The 20,156-nt window shown below is 61.5% G+C and carries 20 protein-coding genes; 12 read left to right on the plus strand and 8 right to left on the minus strand.

What is annotated here, in order from left to right; genetic code table 11:
- Positions 1-259: 259 nt before the first annotated feature.
- Both greA and QMO82_RS16515 read left to right on the plus strand, forming a co-directional pair.
- Positions 260-736 carry a transcription elongation factor GreA gene (greA, locus tag QMO82_RS16510; RefSeq protein ID WP_003565408.1) on the plus strand — a complete coding sequence of 159 codons (477 nt, stop codon included), beginning with the start codon at positions 260-262 and terminating at the stop codon, positions 734-736.
- Positions 737-763: 27 nt separating this feature from the next.
- Positions 764-1,822, plus strand: coding sequence for a glycosyltransferase family 4 protein (locus QMO82_RS16515; protein ID WP_183610894.1), 1,059 nt, complete (start codon positions 764-766; stop codon positions 1,820-1,822).
- 69 nt (positions 1,823-1,891) lie between these two features.
- Here the strand turns inward: QMO82_RS16515 and QMO82_RS16520 are convergent, their stop codons facing one another.
- The gene (locus QMO82_RS16520; RefSeq protein ID WP_183608081.1) at positions 1,892-3,223 is read right to left on the minus strand and encodes a dicarboxylate/amino acid:cation symporter; all 1,332 of its coding nucleotides are present in this window, start codon (positions 3,221-3,223) and stop codon (positions 1,892-1,894) included.
- Positions 3,224-3,448: 225 nt separating this feature from the next.
- Between QMO82_RS16520 and QMO82_RS16525 the strand changes: the two genes are divergently transcribed.
- Entirely contained in the window at positions 3,449-5,320 is a 1,872-nt protein-coding gene (locus tag QMO82_RS16525) for an ATP-binding protein (RefSeq protein WP_183608080.1), read from the plus strand.
- A gap of 4 nt (positions 5,321-5,324) precedes the next feature.
- Positions 5,325-6,671 (plus strand): sigma-54 dependent transcriptional regulator, encoded by a 1,347-nt coding sequence (locus tag QMO82_RS16530; RefSeq protein WP_183608079.1) that lies wholly within the window; start codon positions 5,325-5,327, stop codon positions 6,669-6,671.
- Between the two features lie 110 nt (positions 6,672-6,781).
- Here QMO82_RS16530 and QMO82_RS16535 read toward each other — a convergent pair whose 3' ends face one another.
- The gene (locus QMO82_RS16535; protein WP_049736233.1) at positions 6,782-7,249 is read right to left on the minus strand and encodes an Lrp/AsnC family transcriptional regulator; all 468 of its coding nucleotides are present in this window, start codon (positions 7,247-7,249) and stop codon (positions 6,782-6,784) included.
- 231 nt (positions 7,250-7,480) lie between these two features.
- Here QMO82_RS16535 and trxB point away from each other — a divergent pair, with 231 nt between their 5' ends.
- The 6 genes from trxB (at position 7,481) to QMO82_RS16565 (ending at position 13,546) form a co-directional block, all read left to right on the plus strand.
- Complete coding sequence (gene trxB / locus QMO82_RS16540) at positions 7,481-8,455, plus strand: thioredoxin-disulfide reductase (RefSeq protein ID WP_183608078.1); 975 nt, start codon at positions 7,481-7,483, stop codon at positions 8,453-8,455.
- Between the two features lie 22 nt (positions 8,456-8,477).
- Positions 8,478-9,374, plus strand: coding sequence for a LysR family transcriptional regulator VtlR (locus tag QMO82_RS16545; protein ID WP_183608077.1), 897 nt, complete (start codon positions 8,478-8,480; stop codon positions 9,372-9,374).
- 551 nt (positions 9,375-9,925) lie between these two features.
- A complete protein-coding gene (locus QMO82_RS16550; RefSeq protein WP_183608076.1) occupies positions 9,926-10,219 on the plus strand; it encodes a helix-turn-helix transcriptional regulator in 294 nt (97 codons plus the stop codon).
- Position 10,220: 1 nt separating this feature from the next.
- Positions 10,221-11,387 carry an MFS transporter gene (locus tag QMO82_RS16555; protein WP_183608075.1) on the plus strand — a complete coding sequence of 389 codons (1,167 nt, stop codon included), beginning with the start codon at positions 10,221-10,223 and terminating at the stop codon, positions 11,385-11,387.
- Positions 11,388-11,412: 25 nt separating this feature from the next.
- On the plus strand, positions 11,413-12,537 hold the full coding sequence (locus QMO82_RS16560; protein ID WP_183608074.1) for an alkene reductase: 1,125 nt from the start codon (positions 11,413-11,415) through the stop codon (positions 12,535-12,537).
- 208 nt (positions 12,538-12,745) lie between these two features.
- Entirely contained in the window at positions 12,746-13,546 is an 801-nt protein-coding gene (locus QMO82_RS16565; protein WP_183608073.1) for an aminoglycoside phosphotransferase family protein, read from the plus strand.
- 120 nt (positions 13,547-13,666) lie between these two features.
- Here the strand turns inward: QMO82_RS16565 and QMO82_RS16570 are convergent, their stop codons facing one another.
- Positions 13,667-14,689, minus strand: a complete 1,023-nt coding sequence (locus QMO82_RS16570) for an NAD(P)H-binding protein (RefSeq protein WP_183608072.1) — start codon at positions 14,687-14,689, stop codon at positions 13,667-13,669.
- 94 nt (positions 14,690-14,783) lie between these two features.
- Between QMO82_RS16570 and QMO82_RS16575 the strand changes: the two genes are divergently transcribed.
- Positions 14,784-15,686: a LysR family transcriptional regulator gene (locus QMO82_RS16575; protein WP_183608071.1), complete on the plus strand. Its 903-nt coding sequence runs from the start codon at positions 14,784-14,786 to the stop codon at positions 15,684-15,686.
- A gap of 189 nt (positions 15,687-15,875) precedes the next feature.
- On the opposite strand, the gene QMO82_RS16580 is transcribed toward QMO82_RS16575, so the two are convergent.
- Positions 15,876-16,157, minus strand: coding sequence for a DUF2188 domain-containing protein (locus tag QMO82_RS16580; RefSeq protein ID WP_183608070.1), 282 nt, complete (start codon positions 16,155-16,157; stop codon positions 15,876-15,878).
- A gap of 229 nt (positions 16,158-16,386) precedes the next feature.
- Between QMO82_RS16580 and QMO82_RS16585 the strand changes: the two genes are divergently transcribed.
- The gene (locus QMO82_RS16585) at positions 16,387-17,484 is read left to right on the plus strand and encodes a calcium:proton antiporter (protein WP_183608069.1); all 1,098 of its coding nucleotides are present in this window, start codon (positions 16,387-16,389) and stop codon (positions 17,482-17,484) included.
- An 18-nt stretch (positions 17,485-17,502) separates the two neighbouring features.
- Here QMO82_RS16585 and QMO82_RS16590 read toward each other — a convergent pair whose 3' ends face one another.
- From QMO82_RS16590 to QMO82_RS16605, 4 genes are all read right to left on the minus strand, one after another.
- The gene (locus QMO82_RS16590; protein ID WP_183608068.1) at positions 17,503-18,372 is read right to left on the minus strand and encodes a 3-deoxy-manno-octulosonate cytidylyltransferase; all 870 of its coding nucleotides are present in this window, start codon (positions 18,370-18,372) and stop codon (positions 17,503-17,505) included.
- Positions 18,373-18,419: 47 nt separating this feature from the next.
- A complete protein-coding gene (locus QMO82_RS16595) occupies positions 18,420-19,325 on the minus strand; it encodes a glycosyltransferase family 8 protein (RefSeq protein ID WP_183608067.1) in 906 nt (301 codons plus the stop codon).
- A 179-nt stretch (positions 19,326-19,504) separates the two neighbouring features.
- A complete protein-coding gene (locus tag QMO82_RS16600; RefSeq protein ID WP_183608066.1) occupies positions 19,505-19,891 on the minus strand; it encodes a type II toxin-antitoxin system VapC family toxin in 387 nt (128 codons plus the stop codon).
- On the minus strand, positions 19,888-20,154 hold the full coding sequence (locus tag QMO82_RS16605) for a type II toxin-antitoxin system Phd/YefM family antitoxin (RefSeq protein ID WP_183608065.1): 267 nt from the start codon (positions 20,152-20,154) through the stop codon (positions 19,888-19,890). The genes QMO82_RS16600 and QMO82_RS16605 overlap by 4 nt, the downstream gene beginning before the upstream one ends.
- Between the last annotated feature and the right edge of the window lie 2 nt (positions 20,155-20,156).

Below are 20,156 nucleotides of genomic sequence, written 5' to 3' on the forward strand. Positions count from 1 at the left end.
TCACTATATGTTCCTTGGGGCAAAGTCAATCCAAGCAATCCCACCCTTGCCCATTTTTCAGACGCACCATCGGACGCCGGGGCGGGTTGCGTTTCGTTCATGCGAATTTTCTGGAAATCGGCCTTGGCGATCTGCTATAAGCACTCAACTAGGATTGTGGCACGGTTCCGAAGCTCCCCTTCGGGACCTGTTTTCTTTTGTGTGTACCTGACTTTGCTGATGCAAGGACCGGCGGATACAAGGATTGAAGGACAGAAAAATGGTTGAAAAGGTACCGATGACACCGGGTGGTTTCGTCAAGCTGCAGGAAGAGCTGCGCTGGCGTCAGCAGGAGGAGCGTCCCCGAATCATCGAGGCGATCGCCGAAGCCCGTGCGCATGGTGACCTTTCCGAAAACGCCGAATACCACGCCGCCAAGGAAGCCCAGAGCCACAATGAGGGCCGCATCAGCGAGCTGGAAGACCTGACGGCGCGCGCCGAGGTCATCGACCTCACGAAGATGTCGGGCGACAAGATCAAGTTCGGCGCCAAGGTGAAGCTCGTCGACGAGGACACCGAGGAAGAAAAGACCTACCAGATCGTCGGCGACCAGGAAGCCGACGTCAAAGCCGGCCGCATCTCCATTTCTTCGCCGATCGCCCGCGCGCTGATCGGCAAGGAAGTCGGCGATTCCATCGAGGTCAATGCGCCGGGCGGCTCCAAGGCCTACGAAATCCTCCAGGTTTCCTGGGGCTGATCGCCCGCCACAGACGAGACCCATCCCTTGCCTGATATGCGTGACGTCGAGATCATCGCGCCCAATTTCAAGCGCCGGCTCTCCGGCGTCACGTCGACCATCGTCCAGCTCATTCCCTGCCAGATCGGGCTCGGCATTGGGATCGCGACCCTCGGCCCTGGCCTGCCGGAGGGCCTGCCGAAACTTCGGTGGCGCCAGCTCCTTGGCCTCTGGCGCCCGCCGGCGCGCCGCCGCCGCCGTGTCTGGCACGCCCGCCGCAACAATGAAATGGCCGTCGGCATCCTGCTTCGGCATCTCCTGCGCATGCCGCTGAAGCTGCTCTTCACCTCGGCCGCGCAACGCCGCCACACCGCCTATACTAAATGGCTGATCCGCCGCATGGACGCGGTGATTGCGACCAGCGACCGTTCCGGATCGTTCCTTGAGGTGCCGCACACGATCATCCAGCATGGCGTCGACCTTTCCCTGTTCCACCCGCCGGAAACGGCAGAGGACGGCATCGCCGCCACCGGCCTGCCGGGCCGCCATCTCATCGGCTGTTTCGGCCGCGTGCGCCATCAGAAGGGCACCGATCTTTTTGTCCAGGCGATGATCAAGCTGCTGCCGCAGAATCCGGAATGGACAGCTGTTGTCTCCGGTCGCGTGACGGCGGAGCACTCGGCATTCGGCGACAAGCTCAAGGCCGATGTTGCCGCCGCCGGGCTCAGCGACCGGATCCTCTTCCTCGGCGAAGTGCCGGATATCAAGGTCTGGTATCGCCGCCTGACCCTCTACGTCGCCCCCTCCCGCAACGAGGGCTTCGGCCTGACGCCGCTCGAAGCCATGGCTTCGCGCACGGCGGTGGTGGCATCGGACGCGGGCGCCTACGCCGAGCTCATCGTCACGGGTGAGACGGGTTCGGTCGTCGCGGCCGGCGATGGCGAGGCGCTGACACGGGCAATCGCGCCCTATATCGCCGATCCCGCTCTGGCGATCACGCATGGCGAGAATGCGCTGCGCCATGTCACGACGAATTTCGCGCTGGAGAAGGAAGCAAGCGCGATCGGCGCCGTCTATAACAGGCTTCTCGGCGACAACCGCGGCTGAAGCGGAAAAAGAAGCGGCCCGTTGGAGAACGGGCCGCTGCAGATTTTCAAGACCATGAACACTGGCCGATTATTCCGCCGGCTGGAGCCCGGCAGCCGACGTGTCGTCGGCCTGGCCGCCCAACGCTGCCGCAAGCTGCGCCGTATCCAGCTCGTTTTCCCAACGTGCCACGACGATCGTTGCGACCGCATTGCCGACGAGGTTGGTCAGCGCCCGGCATTCCGACATGAAACGGTCGATGCCGAGGATCAGCGCCATGCCGGCGACCGGCACGGAGGGCACGACGGAGAGCGTTGCGGCAAGCGTGATGAAGCCGGCGCCGGTGATGCCTGCGGCACCCTTGGAGCTCAGCATCGCCACCAGGAGCAGCAGGATCTGGTCACCCCAGGAGAGCTGAATGCCGGTTGCCTGGGCAATGAACAGGGCCGCCAGCGTCATGTAGATGTTGGTGCCGTCGAGATTGAAGGAATAGCCTGTGGGGATGACGAGGCCGACGACCGAACGCTTGCAGCCGGCCTTTTCCATCTTGTTCATCAGGCCCGGAAGCGCTGCTTCCGAAGACGAGGTGCCGAGAACCAGCAGCAGCTCTTCCTTGATGTAACGCAGCAGCGCCAGGATCGAGAAGCCGTTGTAGCGAGCGACGGCGCCGAGAACGACGAGAACGAAGAGCAGCGAGGTGATGTAGAAGGTGCCGATCAACATGGCGAGATTGGCGATCGAGCCGATGCCGTACTTGCCGATGGTGAAGGCCATGGCGCCGAAGGCGCCGATCGGGGCGGCCTTCATCAAGATGGCGACGAGCTTGAAGACCGGAGCCGTCAAGGCATTGAGGAAATTGACGACCTGTTCGCCCTTTTCGCCGACCATGGCGAGTGCGATGCCGAACAGCACCGAGAAGAACAGCACCTGCAGAATGTCGCCATCGGCAAAGGCGCCGACAATCGTCGTCGGGATGATGTTGGTGAGGAAGCCGACAATGCTCTGCTCATGCGCCTTCGAGGCGTAGGTGGCAACGGCGGTGGGATCCAGCGAGGCCGGATCGATGTTCATGCCGGCGCCGGGCTGGACGACATTGGCGACGATCATGCCGATGACGAGCGCCAGCGTCGAGAAGGTCAGGAAGTAGAGCATCGCCTTGCCGGCGACGCGGCCGACCTTCTTCAGGTCGCTCATGCCAGCAATGCCGGTCGCCACCGTCAGGAAGATGACCGGAGCGATGATCATCTTGACGAGCTTGATGAAGGCGTCGCCGAGCGGCTTCAATTGCGCGCCGAGTTCCGGGTAGAAATGGCCGAGCAGGATGCCTGCGGCGATGGCCGCGAGAACCTGAACGTAAAGATGGGAATAGAAGGGCTTCTTGCCCTTGCTGTCTGCGACTGCATCGAATGGTGCTGCGATCATGATGTCCTCCTAAAGGCTCGTCCGGAACGAACTCCGGCCTCCCGAGCCGTTCGCTTCAAGTCCAACAGCTCAGCCGTTGTTGCCATCCCATTCGCAATCACCGTGCCAGTTTTAACCAATCAAATTAAATCATTGATTTTATGATATAATTATTTCCAGAGCCATGGGCGGCGCATTCATAAATGCGGAAACCCACACAAACACAATTGCGTCTCGTGCGGAAAAATGCACAAATCCTCCATGACTTTGTCCCTGTCGCCGCCGTGGTCTTCGTTGCCTTTGCAGCACCGCATCCGCCGGATGTGGTGGGCCTATGCGGTGATCGCGCTTCTTACCGTCGCTGCGAGCCTGTGGGCGAGCGGCGAGATTGGACGGCGCCATGCCGAAGCGGCCCTGGAAGAACGGGCCCGCATGGATGCGAGGCTGAATGCGGCTTTGCTGCGCACGGTTCTCGAAAAATACCGGGCGCTTCCCTTCGTGCTGTCGCAAGACGCAGCACTCGCCTCGGCGCTGACGGGAAACGATGCCGGCACGTTCGAGCGGCTCAGCCAGAAGCTGGAAATGCTGGCAGCGGGCACGAAGGCTGCCGTCATCTATGTCATCGACAAGGAGGGCATGGCTGTTTCGGCCAGCAACTGGCGCGAACCGACAAGCTTCGTCGGCAATGACTATCGCTTCCGGGAATATTTTCAGGGGGCGGTCGCGCTGGGACAGGCCGAGCACTTCGCGCTCGGCACCGTCAGCAAGAAACCCGGCCTCTACATTTCCGAGCGGATCACCGGCAGCAGCGGGCTGCTGGGTGTCGTCGTGGTCAAGGTGGAATTCGACGACGTCGAGGCGGATTGGAAAGCCTCGGACGCGCCGTCCTACGTGATTGACGATCGAGGCATCATCCTCATCACCAGCGTCCCATCATGGCGGTTCATGACGATCGGCCGGATCGCCGACGATCGGTTGACGGCGATCCGCGAAAGCCTGCAATTCGGTGATGCGCCGCTTCAGCCGCTGCCGCTCGATACGGTCCGAAGCCTCGGCGACAGACTTGACGTCGTCGAGATCGTCATGCCGGGCGGCGCCGGGAAAACCAGGTTTCTCGATGTCGGAATGCCGGTTCCCGCCACAGCATGGCATTTACAGCATCTGGTGGCGCTGGGGCCGTCCGTCGATGCGGGCATTCGCGAAGCCCGGATGTTGGCATTGCTGATGCTCCTGCCGCTGCTATCAGGCGCAGCCTTCCTGCTGCGCCGCCGCCAGACCGTCACCCTTAAAATTTTCAGGGAACAGCAGGCGCGAGAGGAACTGGAACGGCGCGTGGTCGAGCGGACCCTCGATCTCAGCCAGGCGCGCGATCGGTTGCAGGCTGAAATCACAGGCCATAGGAGTACGGAGCAGAAACTGCAGGCGGTGCAGCAGGATCTGGTGCAGGCCAACCGCCTGGCCATTCTCGGTCAGGTGGCGGCTGGCGTCGCCCATGAGATCAATCAGCCGGTGGCAACCATCCGCGCCTATGCGGACAACGCCCGCACCTTCCTCGATCGCGGCCAGACGGCGCCCGCTGGCGAAAATCTCGAAAGCATCGCGGCGCTGACGGAGCGCATAGGTTCAATCACCGAGGAGTTGAAGACCTTTGCCCGAAAGGGCCGCGGCAATGCCGAGCCGACGGGATTGAAGGACGTCATCGAGGGTGCGGTGATGCTCTTGCGCAGCCGGTTTGCCGGCCGCATGGATACGCTCGCCATCGACTTGCCGCCTGCCGAGCTGCAGGTGATGGGAAACCGTATCCGTCTCGAGCAGGTGCTCATCAATCTGCTTCAGAACGCCCTGGAGGCGGTGGCGCCGAAAGCCGAAGAGGGCCACGTCGAGATAAGGACATCAGCCGATGCCGGCATAGTCACGGTGATGGTCGCCGACAACGGCCCCGGCATTTCGCCCGAGATCCGCAAAGGCCTGTTCACGCCGTTCAACACCTCGAAGGAAAGCGGCCTCGGCCTGGGACTGGTCATCTCCAAGGATATCGTCGGCGATTACGGCGGCCGGATGGAGGTGGAGAGCGATGACAGCGGCACCCGCTTCATGGTTCATCTGAGGAAGGCTTGAGATCATGGCCACACCGATGCCCGTTGCGCTGATCGACGACGATAGGGATTTGCGCCGCGCCACCGCCCAGACGCTCGAACTCGCCGGATTTTCCGTTTCAGCCTATGACGGCGCGAAAGCTGCCCTGGCCGACCTGCCGGCCGACTTTGCCGGCCCCGTCGTCACCGATATCCGCATGCCGGAGATCGACGGGCTGCAGCTCTTCGCTACCCTGCAAGGCATGGACGCCGACCTGCCCGTGATCCTGATGACCGGCCACGGCGATATTCCGATGGCCGTTCAGGCGATCCAAGACGGCGCCTATGATTTCATCGCCAAACCCTTCGCGGCCGATCGGCTCGTCCAAAGTGTGCGTCGCGCCAGCGAGAAGCGCCGGCTTGTCCTGGAAAACCGCATGCTGCGCAAGGCTGCCGAAGATGCGCAGGAGAATTCGCCGCTGATCGGCCAGACGCCGGTGATGGAAAACCTGAGAAACATTCTTCGCCATATCGCCGATACCGATGTCGACGTGCTCGTCGCCGGCGAAACCGGCAGCGGCAAGGAAGTGGTCGCTCAGATCTTGCATCAATGGAGCCACCGCCGGAAGGGCAATTTCGTGGCGCTGAACTGCGGGGCGCTCCCCGAAACCGTCATCGAAAGCGAGCTGTTCGGCCATGAGGCGGGCGCCTTTACCGGCGCCCAGAAGCGACGCACCGGCCGCATCGAACATGCAAGCGGCGGCACGCTGTTCCTCGACGAGATCGAAAGCATGCCTGTCGCCACCCAGGTCAAGATGTTGAGAGTGCTGGAAATGCGCGAGATCACCCCGCTCGGCACCAACGAGGTGCGCCCGGTCGATCTGCGCGTCGTCGCCGCCGCCAAGATCGACCTCGGGGATCCCGATCTGCGCGGTGATTTTCGCGAGGATCTCTATTACAGGCTGAATGTGGTGACGATCTCCATTCCGCCGCTGCGAGAGCGCCGCGACGATATTCCGCTGCTGTTCTCTCACTTCGCCACCCGCGCCGCCGAGCGTTTTCGCCGCGATGTCCCGCAACTCTCAGAGAATGTTCGCCGCCACCTCGCCACCCATGCATGGCCGGGCAATGTCCGCGAGCTCTCCCACTATGCCGAACGCGTGGTGCTGGGCGTGGAAGGCGGCGGAGCGACATTAGTCCCCCCGCAGCCGACGGGCGGCACGCTGCCCGAACGGCTGGAGCGCTACGAGGCGGAGATCATCCGTGACGCGCTTGCGGCCAATGACGGCGACGTGCGCCGCACCATCGAGGCGCTCGGCATTCCGAGAAAGACCTTTTACGACAAGCTGCAGCGCCACGGCATCAACCGCGGCGGTTATGCCGCGCGCAAATAGAGCATGTCGCGCAAAAGTGTGCAGCGGTTTTGCGAGAACGACATGCGTCAAAACAAAGACCTAAAGCGCGAGAAGCGAATCTGAAAGATCGCGACGCGCTTTAGCCTGTTTCAGACTTCCACCAGTCCGAGCTTCTTCACCTGGCGGATCGTCAGCATGGTGCGCACGGTATCGACATGTTCATTTGCCGTCAGCACTTCGATGACGAAATCCTGGAAGTGGGTGAGATTTTCAGCCACGCAATGCAGCAGGAAATCACTGTCGCCGGAGACCATCCAGGCCTGGCGCACCAGCGGCCATTCGGCGGTCGCCGCGGCAAACGCCTTGAGATTGCCTTCCGACTGGTGCTTGAGGCCGACCATGCAGAAAGCGACCAGATCGAAGCCGAGCCTCGGGCTGTTCAGCATCGCGTGATAGCCCTCGATGATGCCGGCTTCCTCAAGCTTGCGCACCCGGCGCAGGCAGGGCGGCGCCGAGATGCCGACGCGGTCGGCAAGCTCCACATTGGTCATGCGGCCGTCGGCCTGCAATTCCCGGAGTATCTTTATGTCGATGACGTCGAGCTCGGCGCGACCCACATCATGGCCTTTCTTTAATTCTCCGCGGGGAGCTTCTATATAAAGCGGCGGAATACGCAAGAATGTTTCACGCCGATGACGGATTCTTGCACATCCGGGCGATTTGCCTTGTTGGTAACGCAAGGCTGCCCTTGAATAAAAGCATTGGACGTTCATAAATGGCGCTTGGACCGCGAAACGGCCGCAATCGCCATCTAGCCGCCGCCTCCTGCCCAGTCGAAAGGAAATGACATGCCCGCCCGCCATACCAAGGTGCTCATCATCGGTTCTGGACCCGCAGGCTATACTGCCGCGGTCTATGCCGCGCGCGCCATGCTGAAACCGGTTCTGATCGCCGGTCTCGAACAGGGCGGCCAGTTGATGATCACCACCGATGTCGAGAATTATCCGGGCTTTGCCGATCCGATCCAGGGTCCCTGGCTGATGGAACAGATGCTGCAGCAGGCAAAACATGTGGGCGCCGAGATCGTTAACGACGTCGTGACCGAAGTCGACATGAACCAGCGTCCCTTCGTCGCCCGCACCGACAGCGGCCAGGTCTGGACCGCCGATACGCTGATCATCGCCACCGGCGCCAAGGCCAAGTGGCTCGGCATCGAGAGCGAGCAGCATTTCCAGGGTTTTGGTGTTTCGGCTTGCGCCACCTGCGACGGTTTCTTCTATCGCAACAAGGATGTGATCGTGGTCGGCGGCGGCAACAGCGCCGTCGAGGAAGCCCTCTATCTGTCCAACATCGCCAAGTCGGTGACATTGGTGCATCGCCGAGATTTCTTCCGGGCTGAGAAAATCCTGCAGGAACGTTTGTTCGCCAAGGAAAACGTCAAGGTCCTGTGGAACACCGAAGTCGCCGAAATCACCGGCGCGCCGGCCAAGCCGCCGATGCCGCAATCCGTCTCCGGCGCCCGGCTGCGCGACGTCAGAACCGGGGTGATCACCGAGATGCCGATCGACGGCGTCTTCGTCGCTATCGGCCATGCGCCGGCCACCGAGCTTTTCAAGGACAAGCTGAAGCTGAAGGACAACGGCTATCTCTGGACCGCGCCGGATTCGACCGCGACCAGCCTGGAGGGGGTCTATGCCGCGGGCGACGTGACGGATGATACGTTCCGCCAGGCGATCACTGCCGCCGGCCTGGGATGCATGGCGGCACTTGAAGCCGAGCGATATCTGACGGGCCACATGCCCGTCGCCGTGGCAGCGGAGTAAGATCGGCATGAGGGGTGGGGGAATGCCATTGGATTGGGACAAGCTGCGTATTTTTCACGCAGCTGCCGAGGCGGGTTCGTTCACGCATGCGGCGGATAAACTGCATCTGTCCCAATCCGCCATCAGCCGCCAGGTCAGCGCGCTGGAGCAGGATGTCGGCACCAAGCTGTTTCACCGCCATGCGCGCGGCCTGATTCTGACGGAACAGGGCGAGCTGCTTTACCGCACCGCCCATGACGTGCTGCTGAAGCTCGAAACCGTGAAGATGCAGCTCACCGAGACGAATGAGACGCCGTCCGGCAGGCTGCGCGTCACCACCACGGTCGGCCTCGGCCAGGGCTGGCTGACCGACAAGATCCAGGAATTCCTGCAGCTTTATCCCGATGTGCAGATCCAGCTGATCCTCGACAACGAGGAAGTGGATGTGAACATGCGCCATGCCGACTGCGCCATCCGCCTGCGCCAGCCGCAACAGTCCGACCTCATCCAGCGCAAGCTCTTCACCGTGCACATGCACGTCTATGCCGCTCCCTCCTACATCAACCGCCATGGCGAGCCGCAGAAGATCGAGGATCTCGACAATCACCGCATCATTACGTTCGGCGAGCCCGCCCCGAGCTACCTGCTCGACGTCAACTGGCTCGAGGTCGCCGGCCGCTCGTCCGACAACAAGCGTATCCCGCATCTACAGATCAACAGCCAGACCTCGATCAAGCGGGCCGCCCTGCTCGGCATCGGCGTCGCCTGCCTGCCGGATTACATCGTCGGCCGCGACCCCGGCCTGATCCAGCTGGCAATCAATGCCGACGTTCCCTCCTTCGATACCTATTTCTGCTATCCCGACGAGATCAAGAACGCCGCCAAGCTGAAGGCCTTCCGCGATTTCATCGTCAGCAAGGCCAGAAACTGGAACTTTTAAGCCGGTTTTGTCGACGTTTTGCATACTATGCAGAAGGCGCATGACTGGCATGCGCAAATAAGGGTTGCCGTTTGCCCAATAAACCACCATATCGCACATAGCTGATGCACATGGTGGCTTTTCCTCCCAGTTCCACCGCATTAGCTGTTCCCCTCTGGAGGTTTTTGACCTTCACACTTATAAGGGCCCTGGTTTTCCAGTGGCCCTCTTTTTTTGCCTTGCTCGCTCAGGGAAATGCCGCACCGCAAAAAAATTGTGCGACGCATAGCAGACATGCACAAAAAAGCATTGAAACCTGCCTAGGGAAGCACCATATCTCTCATAGCTGATGCATCTTGTGGTTTCTCTCCCAGTACCACCGCATTAGCTGTTCCCCTCTGGAGGTTTTTGACCTTCACAATTACAAGGGCCCTGGTTTTCCGGTGGCCCTCTTTTTTTGCCCAAATTTTGCTCATTCGATAAAATTCGCCCCTCACGCCTCCGTGATTTGCATATCGAAGCCCGGCGATCGATATATCGATCAAACACGATCTATAGTTCGGCGAACCACGATGGACAAAGACGAGATTATTAAGGCACTCGCCCACCCTACCCGGATGGACATTCTGAGCTGGCTGAAAAATCCGGAGAAACATTTTCCCTCGCAGGAGCACCCTTTCGAAATGGGCGTCTGCGCCAGCCAGTTCGAGCGCTGCGGCCTGTCGCAGTCGACGGTCTCGGCTCATTTGGGAACGCTGCATCGCGCCGGCCTCGTCACCACCAAACGCGTCGGCCAGTGGATCTTCTACAAACGCAACGAACAAACGATTGCCGCCTTCCTGAAGCAACTGACGCAGGATCTTTAGAATGCCCCTCGCCCTCCTCGTTCTCGCCTTGAGCTCGTTTGCGATAGGCACCACCGAATTCGTCATCATGGGTCTGTTGCCCGAAGTCGCGGCCGATCTCTCCGTCAGCATCCCGCAGGCCGGATGGCTGGTCACCGGCTATGCGCTGGCGGTTGCGATCGGCGCCCCCGTGATGGCTATTTCGACCGCGAAGCTGAAGCGCCGCACCGCCCTGATTGCGCTGATGGCCTTCTTCATCGCCGGCAACCTGCTGTGCGCTCTGGCGAGCGACTACTGGGTGCTGATGATCGCCCGCATCGTGACCGCACTTTGCCACGGTGCCTTCTTCGGCATCGGCTCGGTGGTCGCCGCCGGCCTCGTCGCCGAAGACCGCAAGGCCCGCGCCGTGGCGCTGATGTTCACCGGCCTGACGCTTGCCAATGTTCTCGGCGTGCCGCTCGGCACCGCGATCGGCCAGGCCTATGGCTGGCGCGCCACCTTCGGCGTCGTCACCATCATCGGCGTCGTCACCATCTCAGGCCTGATCGCCATCCTGCCCAGAGATAGGCAGCAGGAAAACGGCAGCATCCTGCGCGAGATCGCAGCACTGAGGAATGGCGGCCTGTGGCTGGCGCTTTCCACCACCGTCTTCTTCGCCGCCTCGATGTTTGCCCTCTTCACCTATATCGCGCCGCTGCTGCGCGACGTCACCGGCGTTTCGCCGGAAGGCGTCACCTGGACACTGTTCCTGATCGGCCTCGGCCTGACCGTCGGCAATCTCATCGGCGGCAAGCTTGCCGATTGGCGCCTCGGCACAACGCTCGCCGGCGTCTTCGCCGCGATCGCCGTCACTTCGATCGCCTTCAGCTATACCAGCCGCTTCTTCATCCCGGCTGAGATCACCCTCTTTCTTTGGGCACTAGCAAGCTTTGCCGCCGTGCCGGCGCTGCAGGTCGGCGTCGTCGGCTTCGGCAAGGACGCTCCCAACCTCGCCTCGACGATCAATATCGGCGCCTTCAACACCGGCAATGCGCTGGGCGCCTGGGTGGGCGGCCTGGTTATCGACGCCGGCTTCGATCTCACCCGCGTTCCGCTCGCCGCAGCCCTGATGGCTCTCATCGGCCTCGGCGCGACGACGCTCACCTATCTCTCCGCCAGGGGCCGGGCCACCCTCGCCCCCGCCGAGTGATCCTCCCGCAAAAGAAAGGACCATCATGGCCAAGCTTTTTGAACCCACCAAGGTTGGCGACATATCAGTCAAGAACCGCATCGTCATGGCGCCGCTCACCCGCAACCGCTCGCCGGGCGCAATCCCCAACGACCTCAATGTCGAATATTACCGCCAGCGCGCCACCGCGGGCCTGATCATCACCGAAGCGACCCCGATCACCCATCAGGGCCAAGGCTATGCCAACGTGCCTGGCCTCTATACCAAGGAAGCGCTCGACGGCTGGAAGCGCGTCACCGATGCCGTCCACGCCGGCGGCGGCAAGATCGTCGTTCAAATGTGGCATGTCGGCCGTATCTCGCACACGACGCTGCAGCCGAACGGCGGCAAGCCGGTCTCCTCGACCAATCGTACCGCAAAGTCCAAGACCTATCTGGTCAATGCCGACGGCAGCGGCAGCTTTGCCGACACCTCCGAGCCGCGCGCGCTCGAAACGGCTGAAATTCCCGGCATCATCGAGGATTACCGCAAGGCCGCCCGCGCCGCCATCGATGCCGGTTTCGACGGCGTCGAAATCCACGGCGCCAACGGCTACCTCCTCGACCAGTTCATGCGAGACGGCATCAACGACCGCACCGACCAATATGGCGGCTCGATCGAAAACCGTGCCCGCCTGACTTTCGAGGTCGTCGATGCCGTGGTGAAGGAAATCGGCGCCGGTCGCACCGCAATCCGCATTTCGCCGGTCACGCCATCGAACGATAGCTACGATTCCAACCCGCAGGCGACCTTCACCCACGTCGTCGAGAGGCTGGCCAAATACGACCTCGCCTATATCCACATCGTCGAAGGCCAGACCGGCGGCGACCGAGATTACAAGCAGGGCGACAACCCCTCCTTCGACTATAAGGCGCTGCGCCAGGCCTATGAACAGGCCGGCGGCAAGGCCAATTGGATGGTCAACAACGGCTATGACCGCGATCTGGCAATTGATGCCGCCGAGCGTGGCCGCGCCGATCTCGTCGCCTTCGGCAAGCCCTTCGTCGCTAATCCCGATCTCGTCGAACGGCTGGCCAAGAACCTGCCGCTCAACACGCCCGATCAATCGACCTTCTACGGCGGCACTGCCAAGGGCTATATCGACTATCCCACGCTAGAAAAGGTCGCCTGAGTCTTTCGACCCGAACTACGAAATCCCGCCTTTGGCGGGATTTCCCAGATTGCTGGCAAAGTCGGCCAACTCCTCTTCCGTCATGCTCGGGCTTGTCCCGAGCATCTGCCGCCCGTGCAGTAGATCCTCGGCACAAGGCCTGTCAACAAACCGCAAAATCCCGGCGAAGGGCGGGATTTCTGCATTCGGGATCCCTATGTAGGACGCCATGTTCGCTCACTATCTCGATCGCTGGTCGCTCATATCAGACGGCGACCCCATCCTCACCCATTCAAGCCGCCTGCTGCCGGTCCTCTGGCAGGAGAGACCCGCCATGTTGAAAGTCGCCACCGATATAGACGAACGATATGGCGCGCTGCTGATGCAATGGTGGGACGGCGACGGCGCAGCTGATGTTTATGCCCACGAAGGCGACGCCGTATTGCTGGAACGGGCAACCGGTAAACGCTCGCTGCTTGCCATGGCGATGGACGGCGAGGATGACGAAGCAAGCCGCATTCTCTGCCGCACGGCGGCACGGCTGCATGCGCCGCGCGAAAAGCCGATTCCCGATCCCATTCCCCTCAGCCGCTGGTTCCGCGATCTCGAACCGGCCGCCGGCCAACATGGCGGCACGCTTGCCGATTGCGCAGCGATCGCCAATGCCCTGCTTGCCGATCCGCGCGACCTCGCAGTCCTCCACGGCGACATCCATCACGACAATGTCCTCGATTTCGAGACGCGCGGCTGGCTGGCGATCGATCCGAAGCGGCTTTACGGCGAGCGCGGCTTCGATTTCGCCAATATCTTCGCCAACGAGGAATTACCGACCATTACCGACCCCATCCGTTTCCGCCGCCAGCTGGCCATCGTCTCTGCCGAGGCCCGGCTCGAGCCGAAGCGGCTGCTGCAATGGATCGCCGCCTATTCCGGCCTTTCCGCCGCCTGGTTCCTCGGTGATCCCAATGTCGAGCAGGCAGATAAAGCCCTGACGGTCGCCCGGATCGCGCTGGCAGAACTGCAGTCCTAGAGCATTTCCGTTTTTCTGCGAATCACGAAAATGCTCACTCTCTTTGTTTTCACGCGATTCCCGGCAAAAGCGTTTCACCCTTTGCCTGGCAAAGCCGCGACTCACTTTTGCTGAATTGCTCTAACCGGCATTCTCAGGCGAATGCCCGATAAAGGCAGCGGCCGTGGCGCGACGCGGTTCGGGCAGGCAGCCGAGCGCTGCGAGCGAAGCCCTGACCGCCTCGTCGATCGGCGTCTGCGGTTCCTTGCCGAGTTCGGCAACAAGCTTGTCGTTTCGCATTCGCAGCGGCACCTTCCAGAGATAACGCATCTCGTTGATCTCGCGCATCATCGGAATAAAGGGGGCGGCGAGCGCTATGATCCACCCGGGAAAACGGCCGATCTTCGCCTTGCCACCGGCAACGCGCTTGATCGCTTCGGCCATCTGCATGCCGTCTGCATCCCAGAAACCATCCATATGATAGACGGCAAAGGACGGCAGCCGATCGGCTCGGTCGATCAGCTGGGCAATGGTTTCCGCCATATCGGGCAGATAGGTCCACTGATGGCCGACCCCGCGCCGCCCCGGATTCTTGATCGTGCCGACCGGCTTGCCCGGCGTGACGAGACCCGATGAGAACCAGCTGTTACCGGTCGCGCCCGGACCGAAAAAATCTCCGGCCCTGACGATGATGGCGCCGGCACCGGCCTGCGACGCCGCCTCTAGCCGCTTCTCCATCTCGACGCGGATCGCCCCCTTCTTCGTTAGCGGATGCTGCGGACTTTCTTCCGCCGGCGCCGGCAGGGCATCGGGACCGAAATTATAGACGTTGCCCGGCAGCACGATGCGCGCATCGACGGCGCGGGCAGCGGCGATGGTATTGTCGAGCATCGGCAGCACCAGCGTTTCCCAGTCGCGGTAGCCGGGCGGATTGACGGCATGAACGATCAGGCCGACCCCGTCGGCCGCCCTCAGCACGTCACCGGCATTCATCGCATCGCCCTGCACCCATTCGAAAGCCGGCTCGCTCCTCGACGCCTTGGCGGCGTCACGGTTGAGCGCCCGGATACGCCAGCCGCGCGCCAGCAGCTTGCGGGCAACCGCGCCGCCGATACCGCCCGTCGCCCCGAGTACCAGTGCCGTCGTCTTCATGTCTCGGCTCATGACAATCATCTCCTTCGACCGGATGAGATGAGTATGTCCTCGGAAGGCGATAAACGAAATTGACGAAATAAGTGCAGTCGTTATACAAAAATACATGAAGACTGAACCGAACTGGGATTTCTACCGCAGCTTTCTAACCGTGCTCCAGCAAGGGTCGCTTTCGGCCGCCGCCCGTGAATTGGGGCTGACCCAGCCGACCATAGGCCGCCATGTCGACGCCCTGGAACGGGCGGTCGGCGCCGAGCTCTTCATCCGATCGCCGAACGGCCTGTTGCCGACCGACGCCGCGCTGGCACTGAAGCCCTACGCCGAAACGCTGGCGGCAACCACCGCCGCGCTTTTGCGCACCGCATCCGGCCAGCGCGAGCGCGTGGCCGGAACCGTCAGGATCAGCGCCAGCGAGGTCATCGCCGTCGAAGTGCTCCCTGGAATTCTCGGACCGTTGCAGGAGACCTATCCCGAGCTCCAGATCGAGCTCTCGGCATCGGATACGATCGAGGATCTGGTGAACCGGGAGGCCGATATCGCCGTGCGCATGGCCGAGCCGCAGCAGGATGCGCTGATCATGCGCCGCATCGGCGATATCCCGCTCGGCTTCCACGCCCACCGCCGCTATCTCGAACGGCACGGCATCCCCGAAACCATCGCCGATCTCGCAAACCATCGCCTCATCGGCTTCGATCGGCAGACGGCTTATGTCCGCATGGTGATGAAACGCTATCCCGCGCCGGAGGGCATCAAATTCTCCTACAGGACCGACAGCAATCTTGCCCAGCTTTCGGCGATCCACGCCGGCGTCGGCATCGGCATCTGCCAGACCGGCCTCGCCCGGGAACATCCCGACCTGCTTCGCATCCTGCCCGACGCATTCGAGATCCCGCTCGGCACATGGGTGGCGATGCATGAGAGCCTGAAGACTTCGCCGCGCTGCCGCGCCACCTTCGACGCGCTGGTCAAAGGGCTCCAGGACTATCACCGATATTGCACAAGCGCATGACCCCATAAGCACATGACTCGGCATCCGGCCCGACCGGTGACGGCACGTATCGAAGGAGGAAGGATTCGGGATTGTGTCATCGCGCATCCGCAAGCGGCGGCCGATTATGCCGCGCTCAAATGAAGGTGGCAGCCGGATTCGGGATGAATGGCGAGCGTCGCGCGAACATTTGATGGGCGATGGTTCGCGTCACATACCCTGCGAAGCCTCGGCCGCGCGGCCCTTCCACTGGCTGTCCACCACTTCGGTTTCGGGCCGATCGCCGCCCTCGGCATATTCCTCATGCCACTTGCCGTTCTCGTCCTGCCAACTGATCTCGGCGGAATCGCCGCCGACCTGCTGTTCGTCCGCGACGATACGCGCGGCTTCGAGCGCCTCGGCATGGGTCGGGAATGCCTCGGAATAGACGCCTCCGAGCCTGTAGGCCCAACCGCCGTCATGCGGCACGACTTCGTAGACCACCTTGATCATGCATCCGTCTCCTCATCTTTATTGCGCATTCGCACGCTTCCGGACAGGATCCGGATCATCGCGGCCGCTTGACGAGAATTCGAGGACGCCGCGATCTGCTTTCCGGCCCCGATGACATTCAGTATTCCATTAAACGCCCAAGACTGCAAATGAGACTGAATGGAGGCTTGCTTGATATGCGAAATCAGAGGCTTAGATAAAACGCATAAATCCGGACAGGAGCTAAGTCTTGGAGTTTGCGTCACGCTTGAGGGAAGAGACGTTTCTGGTCGCCGCACTTGTCGTTGCAGCGATCGCCTATCTCTTGGAACATGCAGTGATCGAGATGGGACGCGGCGTCGCGCTGATCGCAGCCGCCGCCCTGGTCGGCACCATCGTACTCGCCTCGATCCGTGTTGCCCATCATGCCGAGCTGCTCGCCGTCAAGGTCGGCGACCCCTACGGCACGATGATCCTGACGCTTTCGGCCGTCGCGGTCGAAGTCATCATCCTCGCCATCATGATGAGCGGCGAGAGTTCGCCGACGCTGGTGCGCGACACGATCTATTCCGCGCTGATGCTCGATATCAACGGCATTCTCGGCCTGGCAGCTTTGCTCGGCGGCCTCAAGCACGGCGAACAGCCCTATAACGACAATTCAGGCAAGACCTACGGCGTGATGATCCTCACCGCCATGGGCATCTCGATGATCGTCCCGGAATTCGTGCCCGCCGACAGATGGCACTATTATTCCGCCTTCACCATCGTCGCGATGATCGCGCTCTATGGCCTCTTCCTGCGCATGCAGGTCGGCCAGCACAGCTATTTCTTCAGCTACAGCTATCCGCGCTCCGAACGGAAGAAGGAAAGTCCGGAGGAGCATGGCCCCGACGAGTCGGCCGCGATGTCGATCGCGACCATTCTCGTCGGCGTCGTCATTATCGGCCTGCTGGCGGAGTTCATGGCCGCCTTCATGACAGAGGGTCTGCGCGACAGCGGCGCGCCGATCGCCGTCACCGCCGTCGTCGTCGCAGCGATTTCAGCCGCCCCCGAGATCCTGACCGCCTTGAGGGCTGCACTCAGAAACCGCATGCAGGCGACGGTCAACATCGCCATGGGCGCCTCGCTGTCGACGGTAATCCTGACCGTGCCCGTCATGGAGGCGATCGCACTCTATACCGGCCAGCCCTTCATCATGGCAATGACCCCGGTGCAGACGGTGATGGTGACAATCACCTTGATTGCCGCCGCGATCAACCTCAATGACGGCGAGACCAACGCCATCGAAGGCATGACGCACTTCATCCTCTTCGCCACCTTCGTCATGCTGACGGCGCTGGGGCTTTAAAGGCTTGCCTTGCGACAGTCATTCCTTCGACTTTTCGAGGAAACGCTCTTTCCGGGTTTTCGGCTTGAAGCGCCGGAAGAAATTTTCGATCGCTCGGATGGATTTGGTGACGGACATCAGCCGGTCGATCTGACCGTTGGCATTGTGGAGCCGCTCGGACAAGACCTCGGCCGCCGTCATTGCAATCTCGATCGGCGGCACCTGTGGAAACCGTTTGGCGAGTGCCGCATAGGGGCTGGCATCGACGCCGCCCATCATCGAGATCGCCCCCATCCGGGCAAAGAGACGCAGGAAGATCTGTTCGAACGTCCAATCATGCACATCGAAGACCTTCCACTTCTCGCTTCTCTTTGCCGAAAAGCCGGCAAGCAGGATCTTGCCCGGCAGTTGAAGGTCGGCGAGCCAGAGCGCCATCGCAAAGCCGCTCGTCGCAATCTTGCCCATCGGATAGAGATCGCCGAGCATTTGCGTCAGATCGAGGTGGCGGGCTCTGACGCCTTTGAAGCGGCTCTCCTCACTGAAGTTTTCCTCAGCCGAGACGCGAATATTGACGACGCCCAGAAAATCGTCGCCGGCAAAGAAGCGCAGGACATCCCCCACTTCGCGCCGGTGAACGATATTGGCGCCCATCACGCCGCTGCGGGCCACCAGCACCGCATGTCCGGCAAAGGGCTCGTCGAGCACCTTATAGACATTGTTGAAGAACACGTAGAGCGCCGTCTCCGGCAATTCGTTTCGCAGCCGCTCGAAATCAACCGCCTCGCTGTTTGCCACCAGCACGACGTGGGAATAGCGCGACAGCAGCGCCTTCCACGCGTCCGGCGTCAAGACATTGAAGCCGCCATCCGCGGTGGCCGTGGTTTGCGTATCGCTGGGAATTGATTCCATATCGGCTCACATGCACTTTCCAAGGACGATGCGCTCGGCCCGCCTCACTAGCTGTTGCTGAAATAGGCGCGCATCCGTGCAAGCCGCGTCAGCCCGCCGACCTGCTTTCCCACATGCGAGAGGAAGCCCGCGAGCCGGCCCGTCATTGACGGCTGCCTGCAGAAGGAGGCCCAGGGCGTGTTGCGGAGATCCTCGGCATAACGTTCGGCCATCCGCCGGTGAACCCAGGGAACGGTCGCCTGCCACGGTTTCTTGCGGCCGGTGAAATGAAAGATGGCCGGCCGATCGACGAAAGGCAGCAGGCCCGTCTGCGTATTCCAGCGCGGATCGAGCACCAGCCAGTCGCGATCGAACGTGACGTTCAGCGCATCCTGGTCGTTGTTCTCGAAGAGATGCGACCGCTCCTCGAAGATTTCCCGCGTCCTGGCGAAAAGCCCCCTCGTCCGGCAGGCCGACCAGTCGAACAGCAGCACGCCGGCATTGAAGTATCGGCCGCCATCGCCCATGCCGATCTTGCGCTGCCGCGCGCCTGATTTCTCGGGGAAAGCCATGACGTAATCGTCGACGGCGGCAAGCGCCTTGCCTTGCAGATCTCTCGCAAAGAGTTCATCGACGGGCGCCACCGCGAGCACATCGGCATCGAGGTAAAGCAGGCGCTCGACAGTCTCGGGAATGTGCAGATCCATGTAAAGCCGCGCCAGCGTCGCGGCGGACCAGCGGCCTCGCGCCTGTCGCGCCGTCTCCGGCGTAGCATAAGGCAGCACCTTGATCGCCATGCCGTGCAGACGCGCGAAATTGCCGACCTCGGTGATCTCGTTCGGCTTGAGATCAATGCCGAGAAGCAGGAACTCTATGCCGGCGTTCGTGAGATTGCGCTTGACAGAAAGCAGGGTGCAGCAGGCGGCCGGCAGCATGTTGACATCCGAACAGACGATGACGGCACTCTGCTGCAAAATCCGGCCTCCCGAAGCGGTAATTAAACTTGATGCCGGATATCTAGTTGGTTTGGCGTCCGCCCGCAACCGCAGACCGCCCGTCCCGTCGGCGCTCGCTCTCACGTTTTGAATCGGAATTCAACGACTTGCGAGGCAAAGCGGAATCAATGCGGCAACGCGTTGAATCGGCATATGAGCTATAGCCGCAATGCCAGCGGATGATCGACGAGCAGCCGGTCGACGGTCGCAAGCTGCAACCCTTCGACCTTGCACTGTGCCAGCAGCAGCCGGTCGAAGGGATCGCGCGCTCCCGGCTCGGGATCGGCGGTGGTGATGACGTGCCGAATTTCGATCCCCAGCAGGATCAGTCCTATTTCCTCAAGAGACCCGGCAATGTCTTCGAGCGGCATGCCGGGATCCAGCTTTCCCAGACGAGCCTTGATTGCCGTTTCCCAAAGGCTTGCGACGCTGACGAAGCCCACGGTTTTGCTGTCGCCAAGCAGCGAGGCGATCTCGGGAAATCGCTCGCCGGCGTCCTTCCGCAGGATCGCCAGAACGATGTGAGTATCAAGAAGAAGTCTCATGACTCCGGCAGGGGCCTCAGGAAAAAATCCTCAGGCAGCGGATCGTCAAAATCGTCCGCGATGAATGGCACCGGATTGGTAATACCCCGAGCACGAAGATAAGCCTGACCGGCCTCCAAATTCAAACCGCCGCGTTTCTGATGTGGCACGAGATCGAACACCGGGCGTCCGTTCCGCGTCACGATAATGGTTTCGCCTTCCTCGACCTCGCGGGCGAGCTCGGTCAGGCGGTTTTTCGCATCGCGGATCGAAACGGTCTTCATAG

This window comes from Rhizobium sp. BT04 (genome assembly GCF_030053135.1).
Lineage (GTDB): Bacteria > Pseudomonadota > Alphaproteobacteria > Rhizobiales > Rhizobiaceae > Rhizobium > Rhizobium binxianense.